This is a genomic window from Streptomyces zingiberis (assembly GCF_012034935.1).
Lineage (GTDB): Bacteria > Actinomycetota > Actinomycetes > Streptomycetales > Streptomycetaceae > Streptomyces > Streptomyces zingiberis.
On the sequence record NZ_JAATEN010000017.1, the window covers coordinates 20,374 to 37,726 of the forward strand.

Consider the following 17,353-nt stretch of genomic DNA (forward strand, 5'->3'; position numbering starts at 1 on the left):
CCGTGGCGGCCGCCGGCCGGCTGACACACTGAACCCATGCGCATTGTGGTTCTGGCCGGGGGGATCGGCGGCGCCCGCTTCCTCCGCGGTCTCAAGGCGGCGAGCCCCGGCTCCGACATCACCGTCATCGGCAACACCGGTGACGACATCCACCTGTTCGGGCTGAAGGTGTGCCCGGACCTGGACACCGTGATGTACACGCTCGGCGGCGGCATCCACGAGGGGCAGGGGTGGGGCCGAGCCGACGAGACCTTCGCGGTCAAGGAGGAACTCGCCGCGTACGGCGTGGGGCCCGAGTGGTTCGGCCTCGGTGACCGGGACTTCGCCACCCACATCGTCCGCACCCAGATGATCGCGGCGGGCTATCCGCTCAGCGCCGTCACCGAGGCGCTGTGCGCGCGCTGGCAGCCGGGGGTGCGGCTGCTGCCGATGACCGACGACCGGGTCGAGACCCATGTGCTGATCGACGACCCGGAGGCCGCCCCCGGCGCGGACGGGCAGAGCGGGCGCCGGGCCGTGCACTTCCAGGAGTACTGGGTGCGGCACCGGGCCGCCGTGCCCGCGCACGCCGTCGTGCCCGTCGGCGCCGACCAGGCCAAGCCGGCGCCCGGGGTGCTGGAGGCCGTGGCGGCGGCCGACGTCGTGCTCTTCCCGCCGTCCAACCCCGTGGTCAGCGTCGGCACGATCCTCGCCGTCCCCGGCATCCGGGAGGCCATCGCCGACGCGGGGGTGCCGGTGGTCGGCCTCTCCCCCGTCATCGGCGGCGCCCCGGTGCGGGGCATGGCCGACAAGGTGCTGGCCGCGGTGGGCGTGGAGTCCACGGCCGCGGCCGTCGCCCGCTTCTACGGCTCGGGGCTGCTCGACGGCTGGCTGGTGGACAGCTCCGACGCGGGGACGGCCGGGGAGGTGGAGGCGGCGGGCATCCGCTGCCGCGCGGTGCCACTGCTGATGACGGACGTGGCGGCCACGGCCGCCATGGCCCGCGAGGCGCTGGCCCTGGCCGAGGAGGTGCGCGCGTGAGCGGGCCCACCCCGGATCTCCCGGCCCCCGCCGGCTCCGTCGTCCCCGCCGCTCCCGCCGGCTCCGTCGCGCCCGCCGTGCCCGGCTACCAGGTGTGGGCGCTGCCGGGGCTGCCGGAGGTACGGCCCGGGGACGACCTGGTGAAACTGATCGCCGGGGCCGCCGGTGCGCCGGGGCTGCCGGGCCTCGCCGACGGGGACGTCGTCCTCGTGACGTCGAAGATCGTCTCCAAGGCGGAGGGCCGGGCCGTCCGGGCCGCCGGCCGGGAGGAGGCCATCGACGCGGAGACCGTGCGCGTGGTGGCGCGCCGCGGCCGGCTGCGGATCACCGAGACCCGGCACGGGCTGGTGATGGCCGCCGCCGGCGTCGACGCCTCGAACACCCCCGCCGGGACGGTGCTGTTGCTCCCCGAGGACCCGGACGCCTCCGCGCGGGCGATCCGGGACGGGCTGCGCGAGGCCCTGGGGGTCACCGTCGGCGTCCTGGTCACGGACACCTTCGGGCGGCCCTGGCGCAGCGGGCTGACGGACGTCGCCATCGGGGCGGCGGGCGTACGGGTCCTGGACGACCTGCGCGGCGGCGTGGACGCGCACGGCAACGGCCTGACCGCGACGGTCACCGCGACCGCCGACGAACTGGCCGCCGCCGGCGACCTGGTGAAGGGGAAGACGGGCGGGCTGCCGGTGGCCGTCGTCCGCGGCCTGCCCCACGTCGTGATACCAGCCATACCGGGGAACGGGCCGGACACGGCCCGCCCGGAGCGGGGGACGGACGGCGATGACGGGACGGGCGGCGGGGACGCGAACGGCGCCGCGGCCGACCCCGGCGCCCGCGCCCTGGTGCGCGACGCCGCGGACGACATGTTCCGGCTGGGCACCTCCGAGGCGGTACGGGAGGCGGTGACGCTGCGCCGCACCGTCCGTGAGTTCACCTCCGAGCCGGTGGACAGCGCCGCGGTGCGCCGGGCGGTCGCGGCGGCCGTCACCGCGCCCGCGCCGCACCACACCACCCCCTGGCGGTTCGTGCTGCTGGAGTCGGCGGAGGCCCGCACCCGCCTGCTCGACGCCATGCGCGCGGCCTGGATCGCGGATCTGCGCGGGGACGGGCTCTCCGAGGAGGCCGTCGAACGGCGGGTCCGGCGCGGGAACGTGCTGCGCGACGCCCCGTATCTGGTGGTGCCCTGCCTGGTCATGGACGGGGCGCACCGCTACCCGGACGAACGGCGGCGGACGGCCGAGCGGGAGATGTTCACGGTGGCGGCCGGCGCCGGGGTGCAGAACCTCCTGGTGGCGCTGGCCGGGGAGCGGCTGGGCTCGGCCTGGGTGTCCTCCACCATGTTCTGCCGGGACACCGTCCGGACGGTGCTCGGGCTGGCAGCCGGCTGGGACCCGATGGGAGCGGTGGCGGTCGGCCACCCGGCGGCCCCGCCCCGGGAGCGGCCCGCGCGGGACGCCGGGGACTTCGTGGTGGTGCGCTGAGGCCGGGGCCAGGGCCGGGACCGGGACCGGCGGCGGCGCTCAGAGGCGCCGGATGTCGCCGACCGGGAAGCGGGGCGCGCGGCGGGGCGGCACGCGCCCGCTGAGCAGGATCAGCCGGCAGGCGCGGTGGCGCTGTCCCGCGTAGGGGGCGAGGAGTTCCAGCATCCCCGCGTCGTCGGTGCCCCGGGCGCCGGTCAGGGCGTAACCGACGGTCCCGGGCAGATGGAGGTCGCCGACGGTGACGGCGTCCGCCGCGCCGTTGGAGCGCTGCAACACCTCGGCGGCCGTCCAGGGGCCGATGCCCGGGATCAGCCGCAGCCGCGCCGAGGCGGCCGGGAGGTCCATGGCGGCGGCCTCCTCCAGCCGGCGCGCGACCCGGGCGGCGCGGACCACCGTCGCGGAGCGCTTTCCGTCGACCCCGGCCGTGTGCCACTCCCAGGAGGGCAGCAGCGCCCAGCCGCGGGCGTCCGGCATGACGCGCATCCGCAGCTGCTCCGCGCCCGGCGCCGGCTCGCCGTGCCGGAGCAGCAGCAGCCGCCAGGCGCGGTACGCCTCGTCCGAGGTGACCTTCTGCTCCAGGACCGAGGGGACCAGGGACTCCAGGACCAGACCGGTACGGGCCAGCCGGAGCCCGGGGTTCCGCCGGTGGGCCTCGTGGACCAGGCGGTGGCGCGGGGTGAACCGCTCGGGCTCGTCCCCGGCGCCGCAGAGCGCGGGCACCCCGTCGAGCAGCCACTCGGCGCCCGGCCCCCAGGCCCGCGCCTCGATCTCGCCGGAGCCCGACCGCGCCAGCCGCAGCGTGCCCGGCCCGGCGGGGGTACGGCTGGCCCGCCAGATCGCGCCGTCGGGCGTGGTACGGAACGCCGGGTCGCCGGGGCCCCGGCGCAGGACGCCCACGGTGCGCGCGACGTCCAGCGGCCACGGCGGCGTCCAGCGCCGGACGCGGGGCGCGGCGGCGCGGGCGCCTCCGGTCCGGACCGGGGGCGCGGCGGCGGTGGGATCCACGGGACGGGCACTTCCTCATGGGGCGGGGGCTCGTGGGGCGGGGCTCATGGGCCGGGAGCCCACGAGGGGGATGGTGCCCCCCGAGGGTAAGCGCCGCGTCCGTCCACGCGGGCGGCCGGGTCCGGAGGGTCACCGCTCACGGAACGGCGCCCCCGCCGGGCACGGGGCCGGCGGGGGTGTCACCGCGCGAGGCCGTCGGGCGCGCGCCCGGGCCGCCCCTGGCCGCCCCGTCACCGGCCGTGGGAGCGGAAGGTCAGCGGCGGGTCACTGGTCGGAGGAGAAGCGGATACCGGCGGCGGGGATGTGGGTGTCGCACCAGACCCGTACCCCGTCGCGGAGTTCGTTGTCCGCGCCGACCGTCGCGCCGTCCCCGACGACCGCGTCGTGCAGCAGCGTGCGGGGGCCGACGACCGCCCGCGCGCCGACCAGCGAGTCCGTGATCCGGGCACCCTCGCCGATGACTGCGCCCTCCAGGACGGTGCTGCCGTCGACGCTGGCCCCGGCGCCGACCCGGGCTCCCGCGCCGATGACCGTGCCACCGGTGAGCTTGGCGTCCGGCGCGACCTCCGCCCCGTCCAGGACGAGCCGGTCCCCGCAGGCGCCGGGGACGGCCGGGGACGGGGCGCGCCCCAGCACGAGGTCGGCGGAGCCGCGCACGAAGGCGCGCGGGGTGCCGAGGTCGAGCCAGTAGGTGGAGTCGACCATGCCGTGCAGATGCGCCCCGGCCTCCAGCAGACCGGGGAAGGTCTCCCGCTCCACGGAGACGGGCCGTCCCTCCGGGATGGAGTCGATCACCGAGCGGGCGAAGACGTAGGCGCCCGCGTTGATCTGGTCGGTGACGATCTCCTCGGGGGTCTGCGGCTTCTCCAGGAACGCCGTCACCCGGCCGTCCCCGTCGGTGGGCACCAGGCCGAAGGCGCGCGGGTCCTCGACCCTCGTCAGGTGGAGGGTGACATCGGCGCCGGCCGTGGTGTGGGTGTCCACCAGGGCGCGGATGTCCAGGCCGGTGAGGATGTCCCCGTTGAAGATCAGCACGGGTTCGTCCGGCCCCGAGCGGAGACGGGAGGCGACGTTCCGTATCGCGCCACCGGTGCCCAGGGGGTCGGTCTCGGTGACGTACTCCAGGTGCAGGCCGAGATCCGACCCGTCGCCGAAGTACGGCTCGAACACCTCGGCGAGGTACGAGGTGGCGAGCACCACGTGGTCCACACCGGCCGCGCGGGCCCGGGCGAGCTGGTGGCTGAGGAACGGGACGCCGGCCGCCGGGACCATGGGTTTGGGCGTACGCACCGTGAGCGGGCGCAGCCGGGTTCCCTTGCCGCCGACCAGGAGGATCGCTTCAGTCACCGTTGTCTTCTCTGCTTCCTGCCAGGGCCGGTGGGTGGGGACGGCCGCCAGTCTATGCAGCCGCCCGGGACGTCAGCGGCCCTGGAGCCGCGCCGCGAGCGCCCGGATGGCGGGGAGCCGGGCGTAGAGCCGCTGTCCGGGGCAGGCGGTGGAGAACCCGTCCCGGTGACCGGAGACGACGTGGAGCGTCACCCGGGTTCCCCTCCGGAAGTTCCCGTTGCCCTCGGAGATCCGCGCCCCGCGGGCCGCCGGGTTCCTGCCGTACAGGCCGAGCTTCCAGGCCGTGAGCTTGGCGACGGCCTGCTGTGCGGCGGCGGAGGGCCCCGCGGAGTCGAAGGTGCCGAGCACGGCGATGCCCATGCTGTTGTGGTTGAAGCCGAGGGTGTGGGCCCCCTGGACGGGCCGGGTCACCCCGCCGGCGCGGCCCTCGTAGATGGTGCCGCACTTGTCGACGGCGAAGTTGTACCCGAGGTCACGCCACTTCAGGGAGATGACGTGGTAGCGGTAGATGCCGCGCAGCACGGCGGGGGCCTGGGCGCAGGTGTAACCGTTGCCGGTGGCGCTGTGGTGGACGAACGCGGTCCGCACCGTGGTGGTGTAGCGGAACTGCCGTTCGCGCCAGCTCTCGTCGGCTCCCCAGCCGCGGCGGATGACGATGCCGGGGCGCGGGCCGACGCGGCGGCTCGCGGCGGAAGCGCCGGTCGTGCCGGCCGCGCCGGCCGCGCCGGCGGTTTGGGTCGCGCCGCTCGTTTCGGCCGCGCGGCGCGAGCCGGCGGAGTCCGCCGCCACTCCGGACGCCTGAGCCGCGTGAGCCGCGTGAGCCGTCCGAGGTGCCTGAGCTGCCTGAGGTGCGTGAGCCGCCTCGGTGGTCGCCGCCCGGTCCAGGGGCGGGATCCGGGTGGAGCCGGGGGCCGCGAGGGCCGCGTTCGCCCGGGCGCTCTGCCGCTCGGCGCGCTGCCGCTCCGTACGTTGCCGTTCCGTACCCTGCCGCTCCGCACCCTGCCGCTCGGTGGCGGCCGTGCCGCCCGGGCGGCGGGACGGCGCCGGCCCCTGCCCGGGGTCGACCAGTTCCAGCCGCAATCCCGGCGGGAGCGCGCGGGGCGCCCGCTGCGTGGTCCGTTCCGGCAGGACGCGCGCCTGCACGCCGTCGCTCTCGCCGACCCAGAGCGGGGCGGTGCCGCCGCGCGGTCCCGCACCGGCGGACCCACCCGTTCCGGCTGTCCCGGGGGTGCCGCCGGGTGACGGGTCCGGGGCGTACTCGGAGGCGTCCGGCGCGTCCTCGGGGTGGGCGGCGAGGTCGCGCCAGCCGCTCCACTCCCCCGAGGCGGTGGAGCGGGTCCGTACCTGGACCCGACCGTGGAGGCCGGCGGCGGCGCCGGTCCAGACAGCACCCACCAGGGAGTACGGGCGGACGGTCCGCGGCGGGAGGGTCCGCACGGCGGGACCGGCGGACCGGGCGACCGGGGCGGCCAGCGGCAGCGACTGGGTGGAGCCGGGCCGCTGCGGCGTGGGCGCGGCCCGCTCACGCGGCGCCGGGGGTGCGGCGGCCGCCGCACCGGCGGGCAGGACCAGGGGGAGCGCGAGGGCGGCCGCGGCGGCCCCGGCGACGGAGGCGAGGACGGCACGGGAGCGGCGCGAGGACACCACGCCACCCTTATCACTCATACCAGTCATATTGTTCATATCGGCCATGCTGGCCACAACGGCTACATCTGTCTATTCGTAAGGTGACCCTCCGTCGACACGGTGCCGTCCCGGGCCATCCGTCCGGGTCACGCGCTCCCTCCGCCCCTCCCTCCGGATCATCCGGCCGGTGAACGCGGCCAGTTGTACGGCCCAGGTGGCCGCGTACGCTTGCCCGGGTGAACGCAACCGATCGCACCCCGGCCGACCTGCTGCGATCCGCGCTGACCGCGGATCCGGCCCGCCCGCTGGTCACCTTCTACGACGACGCCACCGGCGAGCGCGTCGAACTGTCCGTCGCCACCTTCGCCAATTGGGTGGCCAAGACCGCCAATCTCCTCCAGGGCGACCTCGCCGCCCAGCCGGGTGACCGCGCGGCCCTGCTGCTCCCCGCCCACTGGCAGACGGCCGTCTGGCTGCTGGCCTGCTCCTCCACCGGGGTCATCGCCGACCTCGGCGGCGACCCGGCCGCCGCCGACCTCGTCGTCACCGGGCCGGACACGCTGGAGGAGGCGCGGGCCTGCCGCGGCGAACGGGTGGCGCTGAGCCTGCGCCCGCTGGGCGCGCGCTTCCCCGAACCGCCGCCGGGCTTCGCGGACTACGCGGTGGAGGTGCCCGGACAGGGAGACTCCTTCGCGCCGTTCGCCCCGGTGGACCCGGACGGGCCCGCACTGGCCTTCCGCGGGGACGGGGAGCTGACCGCCGCGCAGGCCGTGGAGCGGGCCGCGGCCGACGCCCTGACGCGCGAGTACACCCCGGTCTCCCGGGTGCTCTCCGGACTGGCGTACGACTCCTGGGACGGCGTCTCCGCGGGGTTGCTCGCCCCGCTCGCCGCGGGCGGATCCGTCGTCCTCTGCCGCCACCTGGACCGGCTCCCGGCGGAGACGCTCGAACAGCGGCTGGAGAGCGAGCGGGTGACCGCCACGGCGGGCTGAGGACCGGGCGGGCGCCTCCACCGCGGCCCGCTCCCCCCGGGCGCTCCCGACGGACACCCGGGGGGACGGGCGCGCGGGGGGCCCGGACGCCCCCCGGGTGGACCGCGAGCACCGCCGATGGCCGAAAACCGCCAGGGCACACGTACAACCAAGTGGCCACATCCGCCGTCTTCACCTGTGACCGGCGGCTCCCCGCGCGGTACGCCACTGCCGCCGCCGGAAGCCGTGAGGGATGGATCCACCGTGACCGACACCGCCACCCCCTCCGCGGAGCCGGAGAGCGGCCCCGCCGACAGCGGCCCGCCGCAGCCCGGGCCCCCCGCCGAGGCCGCCGCGGAGGACGGTGAGCCGGGCCCCATACGCCGGCGCCGCCGCTGGCTCCGCTGGACGGCCGTGGGCGCCGCCGTGACCGTCCTCGCGGCGGCCGGCACGGCCTGGACGCTCTACGAGCGGCTGGACGCCAACATCCGCACCGACCCGGAGATCTCCCGCGAGCTGGACCGGCACGCCGCGGACCGTCCCGCCTCCGTCGTGCGCGAGGCGGTGAACATCCTGCTCATCGGCTCCGACGACCGGGGCGGCGGCAACGCCCGCTACGGGCGGGACAGCGGCACCCAGCGTTCGGACACCACGATGCTGCTGCACCTGTCCGCCGACCGCTCGCACGCCACGGCGGTCAGCATCCCGCGCGATCTGATGGTGGACGTCCCCGCCTGCACCAAGCCGGACGGTTCCCGCACCGCGCCGCAGTTCGCCCAGTTCAACTGGGCCTTCCAGTTCGGCGGGGCGGCCTGCACGATCCGCACGGTGGAGGAGCTGACCGGCGTCCGGATGGACCACCACGTGATCGTCGACTTCACCGGTTTCCGGAAGATGGTGGACGCGATCGGCGGCGTGGAGTTCTGCCTGGAGGAACCCGTCGACGACGACGAGGCCCACGTGAAGCTGCCCGCCGGGCCGCAGACGCTGGACGGCGAGGAGGCCCTCGGCTACGTCCGCGCCCGCTACAGCCTCGGCGACGGCACGGACACCGCGCGGATGACCCGGCAGCAGGAGTTCCTCGCCACGGTGATGGAGCAGCTCCGCGCGAAGGGGACGCTGCAGAACCCGGCGGAGCTGTACGCGCTGCTGGACGCCGCGACCTCCTCGCTGACCACCGATTCCGGGCTGGCCTCGCTCGGCAGCCTCTACGAGCTCGCGGAGAGTGTGCGCGGGCTCCCGGAGGACGGGATCCGCTTCCTCACCGTGCCCCGGCAGCCGTATCACCTGAACGTCAACCGCGACGAGCTCGTACAGCCTGACGCGTCGGAACTGTTCGAGGAGCTCCGGAACGATCTCCCCGTGACGGCCGGCGGCGAGGGCACGGAGAACGAAGAGGACCGGGGAGAGGACCCGGGAGAACGGCCGGAGGCCACGGCGGGCTCCGGCGCGGACGGGGCGAGCACTCCGGGGCCCACCTCGGACGGCCCGGCGGCCTCGCCGTCGGGCTCCGCGACCCCGCCGGGATCCTCTCCGACGGCGACCGCGGAGGCCGGAAAGAGACCCCTCTGCGGGTGAGAATCCGGAAGTTGTCGAACAGCACAGAAAAAAATGCCGACTTTGCCCGCTTGTCAAGACGTTGAATGCGTCACCGCCGTCGCCGAGCGGTGAACCGGGCGGATAGTGTGAGCGACCCGACGCGCACGACCAGCGTGTTCGGACACCGGCAGCAGGACCAGCCGAGCGCCCGCGAGGGGGGCGGGCGCCGCGTGGCACCGACGGAGGACTCAGCGAACCGTGGACGCGCAAGGCCGTGGGCGGGCGGACGACATCGACCCCGCTGACCAGTGGGTGCTCGACCCGGACACCGGAAACTACGTTCTGCGACTACAGGCTCCCACGGAGCGACCGGCCGCGCCCGGCCCGCGCAGAGCCTCCGGACCGCCGGCCGCCGCGTCCGCCGCGTCCGACCCGGCCGGCGCCACAGGCCAGGGCCCCCCGGGCCAGGGCGCCCGGGGCACGGCGCCCCGCGCCGGCTCCCGCCGTGCCGCGCAGGCCGCCCCGGAGCGGGAGGAGTCCCGGGCCGGGGCCGCCCCGCAGCGGGGCCGCCGGGCCGCCGGGCGCGCCGCCCCGAAGACGGCCGCGGGCAGCAACCGGCGCAAGCGGCGCCAGCAGAAGGCCGGCCGGAAGAAGGCGCTGCTGTGGACCGGCGGCGTGATGGCCTTCGTCCTGCTCGCCGGCGGCGGAGGGGCGTACTACGTCTTCGAGCGGATCAACGGCAACCTCAACACCGTGGACGTCGGCGACGCGGGCAGCGACACCATCACCGACGGCCCCATGAACATCCTGGTGCTGGGCACCGACGTCCGGACGGGCAAGGGCAACGAGGGCTACGGCGACAAGGGCAGCGTCGGCCACGCCGACACCACGATCCTCTTCCATGTCTCCGAGGACCGGACCAACGCCACCGCGCTGAGCATCCCGCGCGACATGCTGACCGACGTCCCGGACTGCCCGACCAAGCAGGAGGACGGCTCCACCGAGGTCATCCCGGGGGAGCGAAGCGTGCGCTTCAACACCAGCCTCGGCCAGAGCGGCCGTGACCCGGGGTGCACGATGCGCACCGTCGAGGGGATAACCGGCCTTGAGGTGGACCACTTCATGATGGCCGATTTCAACGCCGTCAAGACGCTGTCCACCGCCGTGGGCGGCGTCGAGGTCTGTCTGGCCAAGCCCATCGACGACCCCAAGTCGCATCTGAAGCTCAGCGAGGGCAAGCACGTCGTGGAGGGCGACGACGCGCTGGCGTTCGTCCGCACCCGTTACGGCCTTCAGTTCGGCAGCGACCTGGACCGGATCAAGCTCCAGCAGCAGTTCCTCAGTTCCATGATCCGCAAGATGAAGTCCGGCGACACCCTCACCGACCCCAAGAAACTGTGGGACCTGGCGGACGCGGCGACCAAGGCGCTGACGGTGGACACCGGCATCGGCTCGGTCAACAAACTGATCGCCCTCGCGAACAACCTGAAGAAAGTCAACATCAAGAACATCTCCTTCGTGACCGTGCCGGTCCTCGACTCCGAGGACAAGGCCTCGGTCGTGCTCAACAAGCAGCCCGCCGACCAGCTCTTCGCCATGCTCCGCGACGACATCTCCCTCACCGAGGTGAAGAAGAAGGAGAAGGCCGAGGAGAAGGCGGAGGAGAAGGCCAAGACGGAGGGGCCGAAGGCCGAACCGTCCGAGGTGCGGGTCGACGTCTTCAACGGCGGGGCCCCCATCGGCGCCGCGCAGACCACCGTGGACTGGCTGCAGAACACCGAGGGCGTCAACCGCTCGGCCAACGGCGGCAACTCCGGGTCCCGGAAGACGCTGAAGAAGACCGTCCTGGAGTACACCCCGGACCAGGCCGACCAGGCCCGGGCGCTGGCGGAGATGATGGGGCTGTCCGCCGCGGCGATGAAGCCGTCGAAGGACGGCGGCGGCTCCGCGGAGACGGGGTCCATGACCCTCACCCTCGGCGAGGACTTCACCGAGCCCGGGGTGCCGCTGACCGCCCCGAGCAAGGCGCCGGAGAACATCCAGCGGGTCGAGGCGGACCAGCAGGTGTGCGCCAAGTGACCGGCAGACGCCGGCCCCCCGGGGCCGGCCACGAGTGATCCAACGGGGAGGCCCGATGCGGCGGACGACACATGCGCGCGGGGGCGGAACGGAACGGGACCGGCCCGAGGCGGCCGACCTCGGGTGGGACGACAGTCTCTACGACGGCCCGGCCCACGCCGGCGGCCGCCCCGGGCCGGACGCCGTCCCGGCCGCGCACGGCCAGACCGGCCAGACCGGCCACAGCGGCCACAGCGGCCACAGCCGGGACGGCGTACCCGCCGTCGCCGACGGGCGCGACGGCACCGGTGACCCCACCGGCCAGGGCCTCGCGGAGGCCGCGCCACCGCCCCGGCGGCCCGGCGGGGGCCGCCGGATGCTGCGCTGGTCGGCCACCGTCCTCGCGGTGCTGATACTCGGCACGGCGGGCGCCGGCTACCTCTACTACGAGCACCTCAACGGCAATCTCGAGAAGGACCTGCTCAACCTGGGCGACAACCGGCTCGACAAGGCCGCGCCGGACGCCGACGGCAACCGGCCGCTCAACATCCTGCTGCTGGGCTCCGACAGCCGGAACTCCGCGGCGAACGTCCGGCTCGGCGGGGCCCGCGCGGACGCCGGGCGCAAGCCGCTCGCCGATGTGCAGATGCTGCTGCACGTCTCCGCGGACCGGAAGAACATGTCGGTGATCAGCGTCCCCCGCGACACCCGGGTGACCATCCCCCGGTGCACGGACCCCGAGGACGGCAGTGTCTACGGGCAGACCAGCGCCACCATCAACACCAGCCTCCAGCACGGCGGCCCGGGCTGCACCGTCGCCACCTGGGAGGAGCTCACCGGCGTCCCGGTCGACCACTTCATGATGATCGACTTCGCAGGTGTGGTGGACATGGCCGACGCGGTCGGAGGAGTCCCGGTCTGCGTCCGGGACAACCTCCAGGACCCCAAGAGCGGACTGCGGCTGAAGGCCGGGGAGACGGTGGTCAAGGGGGAGCGCGCCCTGCAATGGCTGCGCACCCGCCACGCCTTCGAGAACGGCAGCGACATCGGCCGCGCCCGGGCCCAGCACCAGTACATGAACTCCATGATCCGCCAGCTGAAGTCCGGCACCAAGCTCACCAACCCGGGGCAGCTGCGGGGTCTCGCCGAGGCCGCCACCAAGGCGCTCACCGTGGACGAGGGCCTGGGCAGCGTCGGCAAGCTCTACGACCTGGCGGGCGAACTCCGGAAGGTGCCGACCGGCCGGATCACCATGGCGACCATGCCGTGGACGGAGGACCCGCAGAACCCCGCGGCCCACCTGATACCTGAGCCCGGCGACGCCGAGCAACTGTTCTCCCTGGTCCGCAACGACATCGCGCTGGACGGCAAGGACCGCGGGAAGACCGGCCGGAAGAAGGCCGAACCGAGCGACCCCGCCGCGCCCCCCGCGGAGATACCCGTCACCGTGCAGAACGGCACCGGCACCGCCGCGCAGGCCGCCGTACCGGGCCGGGCCGCCGCCGTCGCACAGCAGCTGGCCGGGAAGGGCTTCACCCGGGCCGCGGCCGACGCGACCCCCAAATCCCAGGCGGACACCACCGTCGCCTACCCCACCGACGAACTGCGCGGGGACGCCCGGGCCGTCGCGGAGGCGCTGGGGCTGCCGGCCGGCGCGGTACGGCCCGCCCCCGCCGGGGCGGCGCAGGTCACCGTGGTGATCGGAACCGACTGGCGGACCGCCGGCGCCTATCCCCCGGAGAAGGGGGCGGGCGAGAAGGACGACAAGGCCCCGGAGAGCGCCGACGCCCTGGGCGGGGACGACACCTCGGCCTGCATGGACGTGAACCCGCGCCACACGTTCTGATCCACCGCCCCGTCAGCCGCGGGGCACGTATGCGGCGCGGGGCCACGGAGTGACGAGGGGCACCGCGCGACTCCTCGGCCTCCGGCGGGGGCACGCATGCCATGGCGCCGGGACGGGCCGCACCCTCGGCGCCGGCCTCCCGTGCGGCACCCCGAGGCGGCGGTGGGCGGGGAGCGCGCTGCCGGCGCCACCCGGGTGACCGGCGGCAGCCTCCGGCGCCCGGACGGCGAGGGCCCGCCGTGACTCCCCGCGCCCCGGGCCCCGTCCACGCCCGCGTGCCGGGGACGGGCCGGGCCGGCCGCGCTCCGGGCGGCCCGGGGCTCCGCCCTGGCTCCGTCTCCGGCCGGTCAGGCCCCGTCTCCGCTCAGGCCCCGCGCTCGGGTCCGTCCGCCGGTCCGGTGCCGGCCGTTTCCCGGCCCGCCTCCGCTTCCGCGGTCACCGCCGGGCGGCGGCTCGCGATCACCTTCCGCGCCAGGGAGCGCGGGCTGGTGAGGAAGCCCCAGCCCCAGGACATGTGCATGGTGGCCAGCGCCACCGGGATCCGCAGCCGCGCCGCGAGCGGCAGCCCCCGCCCGGCCGGCACCGAGCCCGCCGTGACGGCGGCGAGGTATCCGGCGGGAACGACGAAGCCCCAGGGGGTGAGCGCCGCGCCGACGACCGTCCCGGCCGCGATGGCCAGCACGGCGGCCGGCGGCGCGAGGTAACGGAGGTTGATCGAGCCCTGGTGGTAGCGGGCGACGACATGGCGCCAGCGGCCGTAGTCCTTGTACTGCCTGGCCAGCGCCCGCACCGTCGGCCGCGGCCGGTAGGAGACCCGCAGCTCGGGGGAGAACCAGATCAGGCCGCCCGCCTCGCGGATGCGGAAGTTCAGCTCCCAGTCCTGGGCGCGGATGAACTCCTCGTTGTAGCCGCCCTGCTGCTCCAGGGCGGCGCGGCGGAAGACGCCGAGGTAGACCGTCTCGGCCGGGCCGGCGGCGCCGCCGGTGTGGAAGGCGGCGTTGCCGACGCCGATCTTCGAGGTCATGGCGGCCGCCACGGCCCGCTCCCAGTCGTTCTCGCCCTCGGCGTGCATGATGCCGCCGACGTTCTGCGCGCCGGTCTCCGCGAGCAGCCGGACGGCGGTGGCGATGTAGTCCGGGGAGAGCATCCCGTGGCCGTCGACACGGACCACGACCGGATGGCGGGAGGCCTTGATCGCCGCGTTGAGGGCGGCGGGGGTACGGCCGGTGGGGTTGGGCACCGTGTGCACGCGGGGGTCCTCGCGGACCAGCTCGGCGGCGATCTCGTCGGTCCGGTCCGAGGACGGGCCGAGGGCGATCACGACCTCGAGTTCACCCGCGTACTCCTGCCGCAGGATGTGCCCGACGGCATCGCGCAGATGCCGCTCTTCGTTGAGCACCGGCATGATCACGGAGACGGCCGGCGGCGGCTGTTCAGGGGAGGCGTTCATCGTTTCTCACGTTACCGCGAACGGGCGACGGGGCCGCAGCCACCCGGCGGCCACCGGCGGGTACGCCCCGCCCGGGGCGCGACCGCCCGGGTGTCCGGCGGCGGCACGGGGAGAGGCGCCTGGCACGGAAATGCGGTACGACGATCGTACGGACCTCCGGTGAGGTCCCGCTCCTCCTCGTCCCGCGACCTTCCCTCCTCGCGCGCCCTTCCTCCTCCTCGCCGTTCCCCGCCTCCCCCTCCCCCTCCCCCTCCCCCTCTTCGTCCCGCCTCCCCGCTTCTCCCCACTCCGCCCTTCCCCGCCCCTCCCCGCCTCGGCAGCCCCCTTCCCTGGCTCCGCTCCCCATCTCCCGCCCCGGCACGGCACGGCGCGGCGGTCCCCTTCCCCGCTCCTCCGGCCTCCGCCCCGCACCACCCAGCCCTCGCTCGCCACCGCCCCTGCCCGTCTCCGTGCCGCTCCTCACCCGTAGCCCTCTCCACTCCGGACCGCGGAGGTGCCCGTGACACCCCCTGTGCCGACCTCGGACCGCGGCGGTGACTCCGGTCCCGACGGCCCCGACGGCCCCGGCCCGTGCCCCCGTGACGCCGTGGGCCCCGTCCCCGACGGCGGCGGACCCGCCGATGGGCGAGGACGGCGCGCCCGGCACCGCAAGCCCCGCCGGGCGCGCTGGGGGCTGCGGCTGTCCTGCTGCGCGTCCGCGCTCGTCCTGGTGGCCGCGGGGGCGGGGCACGCGGTGATGGCCGGGCTCGGGAGCACCATCGAGCGGGTGGACCCCTTCACCGGCCTCTCCGGCCGTCCCGACCGCTCCCGGCAGGACGGTTCCGGGGAGGCGCTCACCTTCCTCGTCGTCGGCACGGACGGCCGCGACCGGATCACCGAGGAGCAGCGGCGGAGGTTCCGCCTGGGCGGGGAGCCCTGTCACTGCACGGACACGATCCTGCTGGTGCACCTCTCCGCGGACCGCCGGCGGGCCGACGTGGTGAGCATCCCCCGCGACACCTACGTCGGCCTGCCCTTGGACGGTGAGGCACCGGACGGCCGCGCGAGGGGCGAGGCGCGGGGCGGAACCGGCGGCGGGGCGGACCGCGGCCAGGAGGCCGGGACGGAACGGGGTCCCGCCGGCACCACGGCCCCCGGCCCCGGCAGCGGGGCGGACGGCCCCGGCCCGGACAGCGGCGAACCCACCGCGGGCTCCGATTCCGGCGTCGGGTCCGGCCCCGGCCTCGATGCCGGCCCCGGCCCCGGCCGGACCGGCACCCGCGCCATCAAGATCAACTCGGCCTACGCCGAAGGCGGACCCCGGCTCACCGTCCGCACGGTGGAGCGGCTGACGGGCGTCCGCGTCGACCACTACCTGGAGGTGGACTTCGCCGGCTTCATCCGGACCGTCGACCACCTCGGCGGAGTCGAGGTGTGCACACCCGTGCCGCTGCGGGACGAGCGGAGCGGCCTCGACCTCCCGGCCGGCACCAGCCGGCTGGGCGGCGGTGAGGCGCTGGCCTACGTCCGGGCCCGCCATGTCGACGCCGAGGGGGATCTGGGGCGGATGCGGCGCCAGCAGCGGTTCCTGGCCGCCCTCGTCGACCGGGCGGCGCGGAGCGGAGTGCTGCTCAACCCCGTGAAGCTGACCGGGGCGGCCGAGGCGCTGCTCGGCTCGGTCCGGGCGGATCCGGGGCTCGGCACCGCGGAGCTGATCGGCCTCGGGCGGGCGATGCGCGGGCTCACGGCGTCCGCGTCGGAGTTCGTCACCGTGCCCGTGGCCGACCCGGACCACCGGGTGCCGGGCATCGGCTCGACGGTGCTCTGGGACGCGGCGGCGGCCGAACAGATCTTCGCCGCGATGCGCGAGGACCGCCCGCTGCCCGGGGCGGCCCGGCGCCACCACACGGGCCCCGCGGGGAGGGGGCCCGGGCCCGCCGCGGCCCCCTTCCGGGAGCCGGACGGCACCCCGCCCCCGGCCGCGGGAGGCGACGGCTCCCCGGAATCCCCCGGGGGAGTGACGGAACCGACGGAGCTCCCCGGCCCCGGCGGCCCCCCGGAACCTCCCGGACCGTCTCCGGACCGGCCCGCACCACCCGAGCGACGCGACGGCGAGCCCCAGCCGGACGCCCACGGCGACACCCCGGACGGCACGGCGGACGGCACCGCCGGCGGCACACGGGACGCCACCCCGGCCCATGGAGCCGCCTGCCCCTGAGACACCACGGCGCGAGGCCGCGCCCGTGACACCGCGGAGGTGAGATCGCGGAGGTGAGATCGCGCGGCGGGAGCCGTGAGACCACCGCCGCCCGTCAGTCCGTCAGCCCCTCCGCCCGTCCGTCCGTCCCGGGACGATCAGTCGTCGATCCCCTCGGCGGCGCGCTTCTCGCGCAGTTCCTTGATCGCCCTGCGGCGCGCCAGCCGGTGCGTCCGGCGGATCTGCGCCTCCTGGTAGCGGCGCTTGTCCCGTTCCGACTCGGGCGCCACCTGCGGCACCGGCCGCGGCTTGCCGTCGGCGTCGACGGCGGTGAAGACCAGGTAGGCGCTGCCGACCTGAGTGGCGGGCGTCGACTCGTTCCAGCGCTCCGCGACCACGCGGACACCGATCTCCATCGAGGACCGCCCCGTCCAGTTGACCTGTGCCTTCACATGCACGAGATCACCGACCCGGACCGGCTCCAGGAAGACCATCTCGTCCATCGAGGCCGTGACGGCGGGCCCGCCCGAGTGCCGTCCGGCGACCGCGCCCGCCGCGTCGTCGACCAGCTTCATGATCACGCCACCGTGCACCGTGCCCAGAAGGTTGGTGTCATGGGCGGTCATGATGTGCGAGAGGGTGGTCCGGGAGGCGCTGGTCGGCTTCGTCGGAACCGTCGGATCTGCGGAGAGGGCCTGATCGGTCATGCCTTCAACTGTATGCTCCGCCCTTCCCCGCCCCGTCCGTGCTCGGACTGCATCAGCTCTGCTACAGCCTTGTCCGGGTATTGCTTGTATCCAGCACCGAATCTGGGAGGAGCCCCCCTCCGCCGTGCAC

12 protein-coding genes are annotated in these 17,353 nt (G+C 75.5%); 7 read left to right on the forward strand and 5 right to left on the reverse strand.

Features of this window, described 5'->3' with window-relative positions:
* Positions 1-36: 36 nt before the first annotated feature.
* Complete coding sequence (gene cofD, locus HCK00_RS19745; RefSeq protein ID WP_168103345.1) at positions 37-1,020, forward strand: 2-phospho-L-lactate transferase; 984 nt, start codon at positions 37-39, stop codon at positions 1,018-1,020.
* A 77-nt stretch (positions 1,021-1,097) separates the two neighbouring features.
* A complete protein-coding gene (locus tag HCK00_RS19750; RefSeq protein ID WP_311765405.1) occupies positions 1,098-2,498 on the forward strand; it encodes a coenzyme F420-0:L-glutamate ligase in 1,401 nt (466 codons plus the stop codon).
* A 39-nt stretch (positions 2,499-2,537) separates the two neighbouring features.
* On the opposite strand, the gene HCK00_RS19755 is transcribed toward HCK00_RS19750, so the two are convergent.
* The 3 genes from HCK00_RS19755 to HCK00_RS19765 form a co-directional block, all read right to left on the reverse strand.
* Complete coding sequence (locus tag HCK00_RS19755) at positions 2,538-3,503, reverse strand: DNA-3-methyladenine glycosylase family protein (RefSeq protein WP_375781984.1); 966 nt, start codon at positions 3,501-3,503, stop codon at positions 2,538-2,540.
* A 264-nt stretch (positions 3,504-3,767) separates the two neighbouring features.
* Positions 3,768-4,850, reverse strand: a complete 1,083-nt coding sequence (manB, locus tag HCK00_RS19760; RefSeq protein WP_168103347.1) for a mannose-1-phosphate guanylyltransferase — start codon at positions 4,848-4,850, stop codon at positions 3,768-3,770.
* A 72-nt stretch (positions 4,851-4,922) separates the two neighbouring features.
* Complete coding sequence (locus tag HCK00_RS19765; RefSeq protein ID WP_168103348.1) at positions 4,923-6,515, reverse strand: peptidoglycan recognition protein family protein; 1,593 nt, start codon at positions 6,513-6,515, stop codon at positions 4,923-4,925.
* 197 nt (positions 6,516-6,712) lie between these two features.
* On the opposite strand from HCK00_RS19765, the gene HCK00_RS19770 reads away from it, so the two are divergent.
* From HCK00_RS19770 to HCK00_RS19785, 4 genes are all read left to right on the forward strand, one after another.
* The gene (locus tag HCK00_RS19770; RefSeq protein ID WP_168103349.1) at positions 6,713-7,468 is read left to right on the forward strand and encodes a TIGR03089 family protein; all 756 of its coding nucleotides are present in this window, start codon (positions 6,713-6,715) and stop codon (positions 7,466-7,468) included.
* A 243-nt stretch (positions 7,469-7,711) separates the two neighbouring features.
* A complete protein-coding gene (locus tag HCK00_RS19775) occupies positions 7,712-9,025 on the forward strand; it encodes an LCP family protein (RefSeq protein ID WP_375781985.1) in 1,314 nt (437 codons plus the stop codon).
* A gap of 219 nt (positions 9,026-9,244) precedes the next feature.
* The gene (locus HCK00_RS19780) at positions 9,245-11,065 is read left to right on the forward strand and encodes an LCP family protein (protein WP_168103351.1); all 1,821 of its coding nucleotides are present in this window, start codon (positions 9,245-9,247) and stop codon (positions 11,063-11,065) included.
* Between the two features lie 55 nt (positions 11,066-11,120).
* Positions 11,121-12,890 carry an LCP family protein gene (locus HCK00_RS19785; protein WP_168103352.1) on the forward strand — a complete coding sequence of 590 codons (1,770 nt, stop codon included), beginning with the start codon at positions 11,121-11,123 and terminating at the stop codon, positions 12,888-12,890.
* 364 nt (positions 12,891-13,254) lie between these two features.
* On the opposite strand, the gene HCK00_RS19790 is transcribed toward HCK00_RS19785, so the two are convergent.
* On the reverse strand, positions 13,255-14,340 hold the full coding sequence (locus tag HCK00_RS19790; RefSeq protein ID WP_168103353.1) for a glycosyltransferase family 2 protein: 1,086 nt from the start codon (positions 14,338-14,340) through the stop codon (positions 13,255-13,257).
* A 736-nt stretch (positions 14,341-15,076) separates the two neighbouring features.
* On the opposite strand from HCK00_RS19790, the gene HCK00_RS19795 reads away from it, so the two are divergent.
* The gene (locus HCK00_RS19795; RefSeq protein ID WP_240965778.1) at positions 15,077-16,537 is read left to right on the forward strand and encodes an LCP family glycopolymer transferase; all 1,461 of its coding nucleotides are present in this window, start codon (positions 15,077-15,079) and stop codon (positions 16,535-16,537) included.
* A gap of 137 nt (positions 16,538-16,674) precedes the next feature.
* On the opposite strand, the gene HCK00_RS19800 is transcribed toward HCK00_RS19795, so the two are convergent.
* Positions 16,675-17,223, reverse strand: coding sequence for an acyl-CoA thioesterase (locus HCK00_RS19800; protein WP_168103355.1), 549 nt, complete (start codon positions 17,221-17,223; stop codon positions 16,675-16,677).
* Between the last annotated feature and the right edge of the window lie 130 nt (positions 17,224-17,353).

What these genes read in the sequence shown, in the direction of transcription:
- HCK00_RS19765 (WP_168103348.1), bottom strand. Translation starts at nt 6,515, where the DNA reads ATGAGTGATAAGGGTGGCGTGGTGTCCTCGCGCCGCTCCCGTGCCGTC.
- HCK00_RS19800 (WP_168103355.1), bottom strand. Translation starts at nt 17,223, where the DNA reads ATGACCGATCAGGCCCTCTCCGCAGATCCGACGGTTCCGACGAAGCCG.
- HCK00_RS19795 (WP_240965778.1), top strand. Translation starts at nt 15,077, where the DNA reads ATGGCCGGGCTCGGGAGCACCATCGAGCGGGTGGACCCCTTCACCGGC.
- HCK00_RS19785 (WP_168103352.1), top strand. Translation starts at nt 11,121, where the DNA reads ATGCGGCGGACGACACATGCGCGCGGGGGCGGAACGGAACGGGACCGG.
- cofD (WP_168103345.1), top strand. Translation starts at nt 37, where the DNA reads ATGCGCATTGTGGTTCTGGCCGGGGGGATCGGCGGCGCCCGCTTCCTC.
- HCK00_RS19790 (WP_168103353.1), bottom strand. Translation starts at nt 14,340, where the DNA reads ATGAACGCCTCCCCTGAACAGCCGCCGCCGGCCGTCTCCGTGATCATG.